Annotated in this window: 11 protein-coding genes; 10 read left to right on the top strand and 1 reads right to left on the bottom strand. The window is 67.1% G+C overall.

Annotated features, from left to right (window positions below; translation table 11 throughout):
* The first annotated feature begins 47 nt into the window (after window positions 1-47).
* The 10 genes from ilvD to ACW17X_RS08165 all read left to right on the top strand — a co-directional run bounded on the left by ilvD (window position 48) and on the right by ACW17X_RS08165 (window position 11,484).
* Window positions 48-1,799: a dihydroxy-acid dehydratase gene (gene ilvD, locus ACW17X_RS08210; RefSeq protein WP_492096696.1), complete on the top strand. Its 1,752-nt coding sequence runs from the start codon at window positions 48-50 to the stop codon at window positions 1,797-1,799.
* A gap of 6 nt (window positions 1,800-1,805) precedes the next feature.
* A complete protein-coding gene (ilvC, locus tag ACW17X_RS08205) occupies window positions 1,806-2,819 on the top strand; it encodes a ketol-acid reductoisomerase (RefSeq protein WP_008260071.1) in 1,014 nt (337 codons plus the stop codon).
* 19 nt (window positions 2,820-2,838) lie between these two features.
* Window positions 2,839-4,551 (top strand): acetolactate synthase 2 catalytic subunit, encoded by a 1,713-nt coding sequence (gene ilvG, locus ACW17X_RS08200; RefSeq protein ID WP_492096695.1) that lies wholly within the window; start codon window positions 2,839-2,841, stop codon window positions 4,549-4,551.
* A 1-nt stretch (window position 4,552) separates the two neighbouring features.
* Window positions 4,553-4,804: an ACT domain-containing protein gene (locus tag ACW17X_RS08195; protein ID WP_492096694.1), complete on the top strand. Its 252-nt coding sequence runs from the start codon at window positions 4,553-4,555 to the stop codon at window positions 4,802-4,804.
* Window positions 4,804-6,045, top strand: a complete 1,242-nt coding sequence (locus ACW17X_RS08190; protein WP_492096693.1) for a 2-isopropylmalate synthase — start codon at window positions 4,804-4,806, stop codon at window positions 6,043-6,045. Before ACW17X_RS08195 ends, ACW17X_RS08190 begins: the two co-directional genes overlap by 1 nt.
* On the top strand, window positions 6,038-7,450 hold the full coding sequence (leuC, locus tag ACW17X_RS08185; RefSeq protein WP_492096692.1) for a 3-isopropylmalate dehydratase large subunit: 1,413 nt from the start codon (window positions 6,038-6,040) through the stop codon (window positions 7,448-7,450). The genes ACW17X_RS08190 and leuC overlap by 8 nt, the downstream gene beginning before the upstream one ends.
* Window positions 7,443-8,027 carry a 3-isopropylmalate dehydratase small subunit gene (gene leuD, locus ACW17X_RS08180; protein ID WP_492096691.1) on the top strand — a complete coding sequence of 195 codons (585 nt, stop codon included), beginning with the start codon at window positions 7,443-7,445 and terminating at the stop codon, window positions 8,025-8,027. The genes leuC and leuD overlap by 8 nt, the downstream gene beginning before the upstream one ends.
* The gene (leuB, locus tag ACW17X_RS08175; RefSeq protein ID WP_492096690.1) at window positions 8,027-9,133 is read left to right on the top strand and encodes a 3-isopropylmalate dehydrogenase; all 1,107 of its coding nucleotides are present in this window, start codon (window positions 8,027-8,029) and stop codon (window positions 9,131-9,133) included. The genes leuD and leuB overlap by 1 nt, the downstream gene beginning before the upstream one ends.
* A gap of 215 nt (window positions 9,134-9,348) precedes the next feature.
* On the top strand, window positions 9,349-10,698 hold the full coding sequence (locus ACW17X_RS08170) for an ammonium transporter (protein WP_492096689.1): 1,350 nt from the start codon (window positions 9,349-9,351) through the stop codon (window positions 10,696-10,698).
* A gap of 90 nt (window positions 10,699-10,788) precedes the next feature.
* Window positions 10,789-11,484 (top strand): TorF family putative porin, encoded by a 696-nt coding sequence (locus ACW17X_RS08165; RefSeq protein ID WP_492096688.1) that lies wholly within the window; start codon window positions 10,789-10,791, stop codon window positions 11,482-11,484.
* 62 nt (window positions 11,485-11,546) lie between these two features.
* Here ACW17X_RS08165 and ACW17X_RS08160 read toward each other — a convergent pair whose 3' ends face one another.
* A complete protein-coding gene (locus ACW17X_RS08160) occupies window positions 11,547-13,931 on the bottom strand; it encodes a glucan 1,4-alpha-glucosidase (RefSeq protein ID WP_492096687.1) in 2,385 nt (794 codons plus the stop codon).
* Window positions 13,932-13,939 lie beyond the last annotated feature (8 nt).

Raw genomic sequence — 13,939 nt, 5'->3', positions numbered from 1 at the left:
AGGAAGCGGGGTTTTTCGTGCTTGGCGGTTCAAAAAGAACCGGACCGATGACGCAAGATTCTACCTCACAGCCCAGAAAGCCCAACGCGCGCAGCGCGGCGGTGACGGCCGGCCCGAACCGGGCCGCAGCCCGCTCGTATCTGCGCGCCGCCGGCATGCAGGACGCCGACTTCGACAAGCCGATGATCGGCATCGTCAACACCTGGTCGACGGTCACGCCGTGCAACATGCACCTGGACCGCTTGGCCAAGGATGTGCGCGCCGGCATCGTCGCAGCGGGCGGCTATCCGGTCGATTTCAACACCATCGTCGTCACCGACGGCATCTCGATGGGCACGGCGGGCATGAAGGCCTCGCTGATCAGCCGCGAGGTCGTCGCCGACTCCATCGAACTGGCCATCGAGGGCCACCAGCTGGACGGTGTGGTCTGCATCGTCGGCTGCGACAAGACGATCCCGGCGGCGGCCATGGCTTTGGCCCGGATGGATATCCCAGGCCTGGTCTACTACGGCGGCACGATCATGCCTGGCGTGATCGGGGCGAAGGAGGTCTCGGTCCAGGAGGTGTTCGAGGCCATCGGCGCCCATTCGGCCGGCGCGTTGGACGACGCCGGTCTGAAGGCGGTCGAGCAAGCCGTCTGCCCCGGCGCCGGGGCCTGCGGCGGCCAGTTCACGGCCAACACAATGGCTATGGCCCTGTCGGTCATGGGCATCTCGCCCATGGGCGCCAATGACGTGCCGGCGGTCGATCCCGGCAAGGCCGCCGAGGGCGAGCGCTGCGGCCGACTGATCGTCGAGCGGGTCTTCGCCGGCGACACGGCCCGCAAATACATCACCCGCGCCAGCCTGAAGAACGCCGCCGTGGCCGTCTCGGCCTCGGGCGGATCGACCAACGCCGTCATGCACCTGACCGCCATCGCGGCCGAGGCCGGCGTCGATTTCGGGGTCGAGGACTGCCACCAGGCCTGTGTCGAGGCGCCGGTCATCTGCGACCTGAAGCCGGGCGGCCGCTTCCTGGCCTCGCACCTGTTCGCCGCCGGCGGCACCCGGCTGGTCACGCAGCGCATGGCCGAGGCCGGCAAGATCGTGAACACCCCGACCGTCAGCGGCCGCAGCCTGTTCGCCGAGGCGGCCGAGGCCGAGGAAACCCCCGGCCAGGTGGTGGTGACGACCTTCGACGCACCCGTGATGGACCGTGGCAGCTTCGCCGTCATCTATGGCGACGTCGCCCCGGAAGGCGCGGTCATCAAGCTGACCGGCCACAAGGTCGATAAGTTCGAAGGCCCGGCCTGCGTCTTCGACAGCGAGGAAGACGCCTTCCACGCCGTTCAGGATGGCTCGGTCGGCGAAGGCGACGTCATCATCATCCGCTACGAAGGGCCTAAAGGCGGCCCCGGCATGCGCGAGATGCTGCAGGTCACGGCCGCCCTGAAGGGCCGCAAGATCGACAATGTCGCCCTGCTGACCGACGGCCGTTTCTCGGGCGCCAGCTACGGCTTCGTCGCCGGCCACGTCTCGCCGGAAGCCGCCGTCGGCGGCCCGATCGCTCTCATTCGCGATGGTGACCGCATCACCATCGACGTCACCAACCGCCGCATCGACGTCAATGTCGATCTGGCGACGCGCCGGGCGGGCTTTACGCCCCACGTAGTCCGCCCGGCGCGAGGTGTCTTCGCCAAATACCGCGCCTCGGTCGCCTCGGCGGCCCAGGGCGCGGTCACCATTCCCAACCCGCCGCCGGCCCAGATCCCCGATTTTGGTCAGGCGTCTCACAAATCCACTGCTGCTCAGGACGCCTGAATTCTCATGGCCATCACCATCTACACCAACGAAGACATCAAGCCGGGCGCCATCGCCGGCCAGCGCATCGCCATCATCGGCTATGGCTCGCAAGGCCGGGCCCATGCGCAGAACCTGAAGGACAGCGGCCATGACGTGGTCGCCGGCGTCCGCCACGGCGGCACGGGCTGGAAACACGCCACCGCCGACGGCGTCCCGACCGCCGAACCGGCCGAGGCCGTCAAGGGCGCCGACATCATCGCCATCCTGACCCCCGACATGGTCCAGGGCGACGTCTATCGCGACATCATCGAGCCGAACGCCAAGGAAGGCTCGGCCCTGCTGTTCGCCCACGGCTTCTCGATCATCTACGAGCGCATCACCCCGCGTCCCGACATGGACGTGATCCTAGTCGCGCCCAAGGGACCGGGCGATCTGGTCCGTCGCGAGTTCCAGCGCGGTCGCGGCGTCCCTTCGCTGTTCGCCATCGAAAAGGATGTCACCGGCAAGGCCCGCGACCGGGCCATGGGCTACGCCAAGGGCAATGGCGGCGCGACCGGCGGCCTGCTGGAAACCACCTTCCGCGAAGAGACCGAGACCGATCTGTTCGGCGAACAGGCCGTCCTGTGCGGCGGCGCCAAGGAGCTGGTCATGCAAGGGTTCAACACCCTGGTCGAGGCAGGCTACCAGCCCGAGATCGCCTATTTCGAATGCCTGCACGAGCTGAAGCTGATCGTGGACCTGTTCTACGAAGGCGGCATCTCGAAGATGCACCACTTCATCTCTGAGACGGCCAAGTACGGCGCCGTCGCCAGCGGCCCGCGCGTCGTCAACGAAGAGACCAAGGCCCGCATGAAGACCATCCTGGACGAGATCCAGGACGGAACCTTCGCGCGCAACTGGATCGCCGAGAACGAGGCTGGCAAGCCGCAGTACGAGGCCTGGCTGAAGGCGGACCGCGAAAGCCAGATCGAACAGGTCGGCGCCCGTCTGCGCGAGCGGATGGCCTGGCTGAACACGCCCAAGTCCGAAGCGGCCTGAGCCCAAGCGTAAAGACCGGATGACCCTGATGACCGCCGCCGCCTTCAAATCCTCAGCCGAGGCCGCCCCGCAATCGGGGGCGCGCCTGCTGGTCTCCACCCTGGAGCGGCTGGGCGTGGAGGTGGTGTTCGGTTATCCGGGCGGCGCCATCATGCCGGTCTATGACGCCCTGGCCGGATCGAAGCTGAAGCACATCCTGGTTCGCCACGAGCAGGGCGCGGCTTTCGCCGCCGACGCCTATGCCCGCAAGAGCGGCAAGGTCGGGGTCTGCATGGCCACCTCCGGCCCCGGCGCCACCAATCTGATCACCGGCATCGCCAATGCGATGATGGATTCGGTGCCGATGGTCTGCATCACCGGCAATGTCGCCCAGGGCCTGATGGGCACCGACGCCTTCCAGGAGATCGACATCCTGGGCGTCACCCTGCCGATCGTGAAACACTCGATCCTGGTCCGCGACGCGGCCGAGGTTCCGGCCGCCATTGAGGAGGCCTTCCATATCGCCGCCTCGGGCCGCCCCGGTCCGGTCCTGGTCGATCTGCCCAAGGACGTGCAGTTCGCCACGACCAGCGACGACTACGGCTTCCACATTCCCAACGAGACGCCGCGCATCGATCACGACGCCATCGCCGCCGCTGAAGCCGCGATTCGCGCCGCCAAGAAGCCGCTGGTCTATATCGGCGGCGGGGTGAAGATCGGCCGTGCGACCGAGGCCCTGCGCGCCTTCGTCGCGGCCACCGGCATCCCCCAGGTCTCGACCCTGAACGCCCTGGGCACCATCCCGACCGATGCGCCCGGCATGCTGGGCATGTTGGGCATGCACGGCGCTCGCGCCGCAAATCATGCGGTCCAGGACAGCGATCTGTTGATCGTCGTCGGCGCCCGGTTCGACGACCGCGCGACGGGCAAGCTGGCCGAGTTCGCGCCCAACGCCCGCATCGTCCATTTCGACATCGACGCCTCGGAAGTCGGCAAGCTGCGGGCGGCCAATGTCGCCGTCGTCGGCGAGCTGAAGGACGGGATCGAGACCCTGACGGCGCGCCTGGCCGGCGGCCCGGCCCTGGACATTCAGCCGTGGGCCGTCGAATGCGCCCAGGCGGCCGCCGTCGGCGCCTATCGCTATGACGCGCCGGGCGAGGGCGTCTATGCCCCGGCCCTGCTGAAGGAAGTGTCCGAAGCGGCCGGCGATGATTTCGTCGCCGCCTGCGACGTGGGCCAGCATCAGATGTGGGCGGCCATGCACTGCCGCTTCTCGCGGCCCGAAGCCCACATCACCTCGGGCGGCCTGGGCGCCATGGGCTTCGGCCTGCCCGCCGGCATCGGCGCCAAGCTGGCCGATCCGTCGGCGACCGTCGTCACCATCGCCGGCGACGGCGGCTTCATGATGAACATCCAGGAGCTGGCGACGCTGAAGCGTTACGGCATCCCGCTGAAGATCGTGCTGATCGACAACTCCTCGCTGGGCCTAGTGCGCCAGTGGCAGGAGCTGTTCTTCGCCGAGAACTATTCCGAGATCGACCTGTCCGACAATCCGGACTTCGTGAAGGTGGCCGAGGCCTTTGGCATCGAGGCCTTCCGTATCGATCGCCGTGATCAGGTGTCCGACGGCATCCAGCGCCTGCTGGCCGCCGAAGGCCCCTGCCTGGCCCATGTGGTCATCGATTCCCGAGACAATGTCTGGCCGCTGGTTCCGCCGGGCAAGAGCAACGCCGAAATGATGGAGGGCTCCTGAGATGAGCAACACGATCCACATCCAGATCGACCGTGCAGACGGTTCGCTTCAGCGTCTCATCGGCCTTGTGGAGCGCCGGGGCTTCCACATCGACGGCATGAACATGGCCGACGAGGGAGCCTTCCGCCGCATCGCCCTGACCGTGCGCGGCCGCGACGCCGGCCGGTGCATGGAGAATCTGGGCCGCCAGATCGACCGCCTGTTCGGCGTGCGCCGCATCGGCAACGACATTATTCAATCCGAGGCCGCGTAATGACCGCCGAAAAAGTACGAGTATCCGGCGTATCCCGAACTGAGGAGATCGCCGCCGACCCCAACCGCGTCATCATCTTCGACACGACGATGCGGGACGGGGAGCAGGCGCCCGGCTTCTCCATGAGCGCCCAAGCCAAGGTGAAGATGGCCCAGGTCCTGAAGGACCTGGGCGTCGACGTTATCGAGGCCGGCTTCGCCGCAGCCTCGCCGGGCGACGAGGACTGTATCCGCCGCGTGGCCGGGGAGGTCGAAGGGCCGATCTTCTGCTCGCTGTCGCGCGCCAACGAAAAGGACATCGACGCCACCTTCCGCGCCCTGCAGCCGGCGCCCAAGTCGCATCGCCGCTGCCACACCTTCATCGGCACCAGCCCGATCCACCGCACCGCCAAGCTGAAGATGTCGACCAACGAGGTGCTGTCGACGGCCGTCCGCTCGGTCGAATACGCCGCCAGCCTGTTCGATGACGTCGAGTTCTCGGCGGAGGACGCCTTCCGCACCGAGCCCGAATTCCTGGCCGATGTGCTGGAGGCCGCCGCCGACGCCGGCGCCCGGACCCTGAACGTGCCCGACACCGTCGGTTACGCGACCCCGGAAGAGGTGCGCGAGACGTATCGCGCCCTGGCCGCGCGGATCCACAAGCGCCACCCGCACGTGATCTTCTCGGCCCACTGCCACGACGACCTGGGCATGGCGGTCGCCAACTCCCTGGCCGCCATCGAGGGCGGTGCGCGTCAGGTCGAAGGCGCGATCAACGGCATCGGCGAGCGCGCCGGCAACGCCTCGATCGAAGAGGTCATCATGGCCCTGAAGGTCCGCGAGGACCGTTACGGCGTCACGACCGGCGCCGACAGCCGCCATCTGGTTCGCGCCTCCAAGATCCTGTGCGAGATCACCGAGACGGTCATCGCTCGCAACAAGTCGGTGGTCGGAATCAACGCCTTCGCTCACGAGGCCGGCATCCATCAGCACGGCATGCTGGCCGACAGCCGCACCTATGAGATCATGCGGCCCCAGGACGTGGGCTTCGAAGGCAGCTGGTTCGTTCTGGGCAAGCATTCGGGCCGCCACGCCATCGCCAAGCGCGCCGAGACCATCGGCCGTCCCATCGAGGGCGAGCGGCTGGTTGCGGTGGTCGCCGGCTTCAAGCAGCGCGCCGACCAGATCGGCGAGATCAGCGACGCCGAACTGATCGCCATCATCGACCGTGTCGACGGCGTGACGGTGGCCCAGTATGCCTGATCCCAAAACCCTGTTCGACAAGGTCTGGGACGCCCACGTCGTGCGGTCCGAGACCGCTGACACGCCTGGGGTTCTGTATATCGACCTGCACCTGGTCCACGAAGTCACCAGCCCGCAGGCCTTCAGCGAGATCGAGGCGCGTGGCCTGAAGGTGCGCCGCCCCGACCGCACCTACGCCACCCTGGACCATTCGACCCCGACCCTGCCGGCGGGGCTGAACGGGCTGAAGCCCTATGTCACGGCCCAGGCCGAGGCTCAGGTGCATCGGCTGGAGAAGAACTGCGCCGCGCATGGGGTGCCCCTGGCGGGCTGGGACTCCGACGACCGGGGCGTGGTCCACGTTATGGGACCGGAACTGGGCCTGACTCAGCCGGGCATGACTGTGGTCTGCGGCGACAGCCACACCGCCACCCACGGCGCCTTCGGGGCCCTGGCCTTCGGCATCGGCACCTCGGAAGTCGGCCATGTGCTGGCGACCCAGTGCCTGTTGCAGCGCAAGGCCAAGGCTATGCGGGTGACGGTGGACGGGCGTCTGCAGCCCGGCGTCTCGGGCAAGGATGTCGCCTTGGCCGTGATCGCCGCCATCGGCTTCGGCGGCGGCACCGGCTATGTCATCGAATACGCCGGCGAGGCGGTGCGGTCGCTGGACATGGAAGGGCGGATGACCCTGTGCAACATGTCCATCGAGGCCGGCGCGCGGGCGGGCATGATCGCCCCGGACCAGACCACCATCGACTGGCTGCGCGGCCGGAAACACGTCCCCGCCGACTATCCGGCGGCGACGGCCGAATGGCTGAAACTGTCCAGCGATCCGGGCGCAGTCTTCGACAAGGAAGTGGCCATCGACGGCGCCGCCATCCGTCCGATGGCGACCTGGGGCACGACTCCCGACGCGGGCGCGCCGATCGGCACGCCCGTGCCGCAACCCCAGTCGGACTCCGACCGCAAGGCCATCGCCTATATGGGCTTCACCGCCGGCGAGGCGACGACCAGCCAGCCGGTGGACGTGGTCTTCATCGGCTCGTGCACCAACGGCCGTCTGCCCGACTTGCGCGCCGCCGCCGAGGTGCTGCGCGGCCGCAAGGTCAAGCCGGGCCTGCGCATGCTGGTGGTTCCCGGTTCGGAGGCCGTGCGTCGCGACGCCGAGGCCGAAGGCCTGCACGAGGTCTTTATCGCCGCCGGCGCCGAATGGCGCATTCCCGGCTGTTCGATGTGTATCGCCATGAACGGTGATTTCGTCGCGCCGGGTCAGCTGGCCGTCTCGACCTCCAACCGCAATTTCGAAGGCCGCCAGGGCAAGGACGCCCGCACCATCCTGGCCAGTCCCGCGACGGCGGCGGCGACGGCGGTGGCCGGGGTGCTGACCGATCCGCGCGTCTATCTGAATGAGGTTGAGCATGTCTGAGCCCTTTCAGGTTTTGACCTCCAAGACCGTGACCTTGAGTCAGGCCAATATCGACACGGACCAGATCATCCCCGCGCGCTTTCTGACCACGACCTCGCGCGAGGGGCTGGGCAAGGCGGCCTTTTATGACTGGCGCTATGAGACGGACGGATCGGAGAAGCCCGAGGCCATCCTGAACCGCATCGATCCGGCCGAGCATCGCATCCTGCTGGCGGGCAAGAATTTCGCCTGCGGCTCGTCGCGCGAACACGCCCCCTGGGCCCTGTACGACTATGGGTTTCGGGCGGTGATCTCGACTGAGATCGCTGACATTTTTACATCTAACGCGTTGAAAAACGGCCTGCTGCCCATCGTCGTCAGCCAGGGCGTGTGGGACGATCTGGCGTCGCAACCGGACCAACCGGTCACGATCGACCTTCAAGCCAACCAGATCCGGCGCGGCAATGCTCAGCCCGTGTCGTTTACGGTTGAATCCTTCGCGCGCGAATGCCTGCTGAACGGGGTGGACACCCTGGGCTGGCTACAATCAAACCTGCCTGAGATCGAAGCCTATGAGCGTTCGAGAGAGACCGTCTGATGCCCCATACCGCCCCCAAGACCTATAATATCGTTCTGCTGCCCGGCGACGGCGTCGGGCCGGAGGTGACGCGCGCCGCGCGCGACGTCCTGGCGGTCATCGGCGACTTCTACGGCCACAGTTTCAACTTCTCCGAACATCTGATCGGCGGCGCCGCAATAGACGAGACGGGCGAGCCCCTGCCTGAGGCGACGCGCGCCGCCTGCGTCGCCGCCGACGCGGTTCTGCTGGGCGCGGTCGGCGGGCCCAAGTGGGACGGCGGCAAGCGTCGGCCCGAAGAGGGCCTGCTGGCCATCCGCAAGGCCATGGGCCTGTTCGCCAATCTGCGGCCGTTGCAGGTCTCGCCGGTGCTGGCGCACCGTTCGCCGCTGAAGAAGGAGATCGTCGAGGGCGTCGATCTGATCGTCTTCCGCGAACTGACAGGCGGCGTCTATTTTGGCGAGAAGACCCGCACCGCCGACCGCGCCACCGACCTGTGCGAATACACGGTGCCGGAGATCGAGCGCGTCACCCGCGCCGCCTTCCAGACCGCCCGCCAGCGGCGCGGCAAGGTGACCTCGGTCGACAAGGCCAATGTCATGGAGACCAGCCGCCTGTGGCGTGAGGTCGTGACCCGCATCCACGCCGAGGAATTCCCCGAGATCGCGCTGGAACACGCCCTGGTCGATTCCATGGCCATGCACCTGATCCGCAAGCCGCGCGAATATGACGTCATCCTGACCGAGAACATGTTCGGCGACATCCTGTCGGACGAGATCTCGGTGCTGGGCGGTTCGATCGGCCTGTTGCCGTCGGCCTCGCTGGGGACCGAAGGGCCGGGCCTGTTCGAGCCGATCCACGGCTCGGCGCCGGACATCGCCGGACAGGATCTGGCCAATCCGGTCGGAACCATCCTGTCGGCGGCCCTGCTGCTGCGTCACAGCCTGAAGCTGGAGGATGAGGCCGACTCGATCGAGGCCGCCGTGGCGGCCGTCCTCGCCGCCGGCGCCGTTACCGCCGATCTGGGCGGAGCCTTGGGCACGCGCGCCGCGACCGAGGCGGTCATCGACGCCATCCGGGCCATCCACTGGGCGGCGGCGCATCGGGTGCAAATGCACTGGGCTTGACCAGATCGCAGTCCGAATTTCGTGCCGCAAACACCGTTTGTCGGAACACGAATTAATACAAAGAGCCCCGCGTGACGCACGGATCATGCGGGGCTTCACTTTTTCTTAATGACCGTTGCAAGAAAGTTGCACCGTTTACGGTCAAGCCTCTTGCGTCGAACGCGATTGCAGTAAAACCTTCGCATCTGCGAGATTGCTAAGGGGGATTTTTGCTCATGTCGCGTGTCTGGAATCGACTTCCGGGAGCCGCCGCGCTCCTGCTTCTGACCATCGGGCTGTTTTACGCGGGCGGGGCGTTCGCCCAAACGCCCGAGGCGGGCCCTGCGCTTCTGGCGCATCAGTCGGCGCTCGAGCTGGACGCTGCGGGCACGGCTTGGCTGGGCACTTCGACCGCCCTGGTCCTGCTGATGACCCTGCCGGGCCTGGCGCTGTTCTACGGCGGCATGGTGCGCCGCAAGAACGTCATCGCCACCATCACCCAGTCGGTCGGCGTCTTCGCCGTCGTGTCGCTGGTCTGGTTCATCGCCGGCTACAGCATCGCCTTCGGCGCCAATCCGGACCCGATGCTTCAGCCCTATGTCGGCAGCATCGAGATGCTGTTCCTGAACGGCGTCACCCTGGGCACGGCCAACAGTCTGCTGACGGGTATTCCCGAATATCTGTTCATCGCCTTCCAGATGACCTTCGCCATCATCACCCCGGCCCTGGTCACCGGCGCCTTCGCCGAGCGGATGAAATACTCGGGTCTGTTGCTGTTCACGGCCCTGTGGTCGCTGCTGATCTACTCGCCCATCTGTCACTGGGTGTGGGGCGGCGGCTTCCTCGGTTCGGCCGGCGTGCTGGACTTTGCCGGCGGTGCGGTCGTCCACGTCAACTCGGGCGTGGCCGGTCTGGTCTGCGCCATCTTCCTGGGCCGTCGCAAAGGCTATGGCGCTGAACCCATCGTCGCGCACAACCCGGTTCTGACCATGATCGGCGCCTCGCTGCTGCTGGTCGGCTGGATCGGCTTCAACGCCGGTTCGGCGGGCGCCGCCAACGACCTGATGGCTGTCGCTCTGCTGAACACCGTCCTCGCCGCCGCCGCCGCCGCCCTGACCTGGAAGATCATCGAACTGATCGAAAAGAAGAAGGTTTCGCTGATCGGAATGCTCTCGGGCGTGGTCGCCGGCCTGGTGGCCATCACCCCGGCGGCCGGCTTCGTCGATCCCAAGGGCGCCGTCATCATCGGCCTGATCGCCGGACCGGTCTGCTACATCTCGTCGGTCTGGATCAAGAAACTGCTGCGCTACGACGACTCCCTGGACGCCTTCGGCATCCACGGCGCCGGCGGTCTGATCGGCGCCCTGCTGACCGGCGTGTTCGCGACCACCGCGATCAACAGCCTGTCGGAAGGCGCCAATGTCGGCTCCCAGGCCCTCGGCCTGGCCTGGACCATCGCCTACAGCGCAGTCGGCACCTTCGTCATCCTCATCATCTGCAAGTTCACCACGGGCCTGCGCGTGAGCGAGGCGGAAGAAGCCGCCGGTCTGGATACCTCGCTGCACGGCGAGAGCCTGGATCACTGACGGAATCGGGACGCGGCTCCGCCGGCCGCGTCCCGCCTGCCGAGTGAGCCTCGGCGCTACAGAAACAAATATAATCAAGGGGATATAACTATGAAATCTGGATTCTTCCGTTCCGCCGCCGCTGCGGCCGCTCTCGCCGCCGGCCTGATCGGTCTGGCCGCGCCCGCCTCGGCGCAAAGCGTCGACGTCGCCTTCAACGCCGGCATCGTGACCGACTACGTGTTCCGCGGCTTCAGCCAGACGAGCGAAGATCCCGCCATCCAGGGCGGCGTCGATATCACGTCCGGCAGCTTCTATGCCGGGGCCTGGGCTTCGAACGTCGATTTCGGCGACGCCACCGATGCTGAGATCGACATCTACGGGGGCTATCGCACCGAAGCGGCCGGCTTCGCCCTCGACTTCGGGGTGATCGGCTATTTGTACCCCGGTGAACCCGATGGCGCGGACTATAACTACGCCGAGTTCAAGGCGGCGGCTTCGCGTGCTGTAGGGCCCGCCACGGTCGGCGCCGCCGTCTACTACTCGCCCGACTTCTTCGGTGCGGACGAAGCCGCCACCTATGCGGAAATCAACGGCGCCTTCAGCCCCGCTGACAAGTGGACGATCTCGGGCGCCGTGGGCCAGCAGTGGCTGGACGTCACCGATGACTATGTGACCTGGAACGCCGGGGTCGCCTACGCCCTGACCGACAACCTGGCTCTCGATGTGCGCTACCACGACACCGACGTGGACGGCGTGCCCGGCGCCGAGGACCGAGTGGTCGGTTCGGTCAAGCTGGTCTTCTGATCCCAGCCATCACCACTCTAAGAAAGAGGCCCCGGAGAGCAATCTCCGGGGCCTTCTCCGTATCAGCGGGCGTAGCGGGCTGCGACAGGGTCGTACCGGTCCCACACCTTGCCGTCGGCCAAAGATCGCAACAGCTTCAGATATTCGGCATGGGTCCAGGCCAGGGGCGTGGCCGAATCCGTGTTCTGGCCCAGGGCGTAGTCGTGGGCCGTGGGATCGCCGACCCCGTCCCAGACCTGTTCGGCCAGCATCAGGCCGTCGTTGGCGAACCGCTCCATGCCGCGCACATAGGTCTGGCGGATGGCGGCGATGTCAGCGGCGGACGGCGTCCCGTTCACGCTGACGCGGGCCAGTTCATAATGGCCGCGTTCCCCAGTGAAGAAGGGCCAGACCCGGCCGCGCTGACCGGGGCTCATTTCGCCGCCGACGCCATAGTTGGCGCCCGTTAGATGATCCTCGCCATAGCCGTCCACGCCATAACGTCGCCAACCCGGGGTCTTGTCGCCCTCGGGCCCGAAGTCGTAGCGGACGCGGTAAAGGTCTTCCAGGCTCTGATCATCATAGACCGGCAGGGTGGACAGGATGTGAGGATCGTCCGCCTTGCGCACGCCGTAGCGGACCAGCTCCAGGAAGCCGCCGTCCACCACCCGATCCTCGGCCGGGGCGATCTGGCCGTTGGCGGCGCCGATCGGGGCCTTGTCGTTCGGGTTCTCGTTCTGGCTGATGCGGATGTAGTAGCCGCCGTCGCCGAAGTCGCCGTTGGTGGTGAACATCCGCTCTTCGATCTTGGACGCATACCCGTCGGCGGCGGTCTGGTAGCGGGTCGCGCCCGCCGCATCGCCCGAGGCGCGGGCCATCTCGGCGGCGACCGTCAGGCCGGCGACCACGGCGGCGGTGCTGGACGGCGAATAGCCCTGCTGCTCCTCCCAGCGTTCCTGCTGGGTGAAGGGCGGCTTGATCTCCGCGTCGTTCCACAACAGCCCGACCTTGCCGCCATCGACCAGGAAGTCGGCGGCCGGCTTCAGCATGGCGTTGTAGTGCTCGGTCATCTGGGCGTCTGACAGCCAGCCCATCTTCCACAGCCGGTAGCCCAGCATGATCGGCATGGCCGTCTGATCCAGCTGGACCGCGACCCACTCCAGTTCGCCATCGACATGGGTCTTCTGCAGGAACCAGCCGCCGACGCCCGTATTGCCGGGCGTGTTCGGGCCGACCTGCACCTGCGGCAGATAGTTGAAGGCCGCCAGTGGCGTCTCCCTGTCGCCCAGGGCCGCCAGGGCCATGGCCACCTGATAGAAGTCGCGCGGCCAGACCGCCTTGTAGCCGGTCGAGGATTTCGACGCGTCCACCGTGTCGCCCCAGGGGTTCGACAACGACGCGATCAGGGCGCCGGCGTGGGTGCGGTCCTCTTGCACCTTCAGCATCAGGGCCGAGGCATAGGCCAGCTTGCCGCTGTCGGTGGACTGTTCGGCGATGCGCGGCAGCTCGCTCAGCGAGGCGACATAGTCCTCCCAACCCGCGCGCTCGCCCTCGCCGTTGAAGCGGGCCAGCACCTCGTCCAGTCCGGTCGCGAAGGCGCCGTCCGCCGCCGCCTGGGCCGCCGCCTCGCTGTCGCCGAAGCCGATAACGAAGTCGCGCTGAACGCTCTGGCCCATGCGCAGGCGCGGCAGGGCCCCGGTCATCATCGTATTGCCCGCCGTCTCGCCGGTCGAAGCATAGGTCCAGTCCAGCCTGCCGTCCTTCAGATCAGTCAGCCCGTCCGACGCACCGACGAAGCCGACGCTGGCCGCAGTGAAGGCCTCGCTGGGCTTCAGCACCAGATGCGTGTCACCCTCCCACGCGTGGAAGCCCTGGGTTGTCACCGCGCCGTGGTCATCGACGCCGGTATTGGCGATGTGCGGCTCCAGCAGAAGATAGGGCGTGGCCTCTCCGCTGAGGGCCGTGATCCGAACGCGCAGCACAAGGGCGTTGCGGTCCGGGTCGGTGAAAATCCGTTTCTCGATCTCGAACCGGCCGGCCTTGTCGCGGGTCGTGACCTTGTAGGCGGGGGACAGCGGGCGTCCCTGGGTGTCCACGTGCAGGTATTCGGTCTTGGCCGTGGTGTCGTCGCCTTCCAGCGCCAGACCATCCGGCGTGACGACGGCGAAGCGCAGCGCCTTGATCTGGGCCTCGTGGATCAGGCCGTACATAGTCTCGGTCAGGACCCCGTCGGCGATGGAGAACCAGACCTTGGACACCGCCCCGGTCGGACCGCCGTCGCGATACTGGCCGTCGACATAGGCTTCATAGGATGCGCCGGCGCCGGTCTTGGCGGCGCTGGACCAGGTCGGCAGATCGCCCGGCGCGCCCGGGGCGACGGAACCTGGCGCGACCGACTGTGCGGACGCGGCCGAGGCGACGGCGAGACCGGCGGCGCCGGCCAGGCAAAGGGTTTTGAACTTACGCATGGAGAAGC

It is taken from the genome of Brevundimonas sp. FV1ye4L (assembly GCF_058681255.1).
The sequence above is the reverse complement of the archived record's forward strand: the minus strand, read 5'-3'. Positions and strand labels throughout refer to the sequence as shown.

Bases quoted from the DNA above. Each gene is read 5' to 3' on its own strand.
- ilvD (WP_492096696.1), top strand. From the start codon at position 48: ATGACGCAAGATTCTACCTCACAGCCCAGAAAGCCCAACGCGCGCAGC.
- ilvC (WP_008260071.1), top strand. From the start codon at position 1,806: ATGGCCATCACCATCTACACCAACGAAGACATCAAGCCGGGCGCCATC.
- ilvG (WP_492096695.1), top strand. From the start codon at position 2,839: ATGACCCTGATGACCGCCGCCGCCTTCAAATCCTCAGCCGAGGCCGCC.
- ACW17X_RS08195 (WP_492096694.1), top strand. From the start codon at position 4,553: ATGAGCAACACGATCCACATCCAGATCGACCGTGCAGACGGTTCGCTT.
- ACW17X_RS08190 (WP_492096693.1), top strand. From the start codon at position 4,804: ATGACCGCCGAAAAAGTACGAGTATCCGGCGTATCCCGAACTGAGGAG.
- leuC (WP_492096692.1), top strand. From the start codon at position 6,038: ATGCCTGATCCCAAAACCCTGTTCGACAAGGTCTGGGACGCCCACGTC.
- leuD (WP_492096691.1), top strand. From the start codon at position 7,443: ATGTCTGAGCCCTTTCAGGTTTTGACCTCCAAGACCGTGACCTTGAGT.
- leuB (WP_492096690.1), top strand. From the start codon at position 8,027: ATGCCCCATACCGCCCCCAAGACCTATAATATCGTTCTGCTGCCCGGC.
- ACW17X_RS08170 (WP_492096689.1), top strand. From the start codon at position 9,349: ATGTCGCGTGTCTGGAATCGACTTCCGGGAGCCGCCGCGCTCCTGCTT.
- ACW17X_RS08165 (WP_492096688.1), top strand. From the start codon at position 10,789: ATGAAATCTGGATTCTTCCGTTCCGCCGCCGCTGCGGCCGCTCTCGCC.
- ACW17X_RS08160 (WP_492096687.1), bottom strand. From the start codon at position 13,931: ATGCGTAAGTTCAAAACCCTTTGCCTGGCCGGCGCCGCCGGTCTCGCC.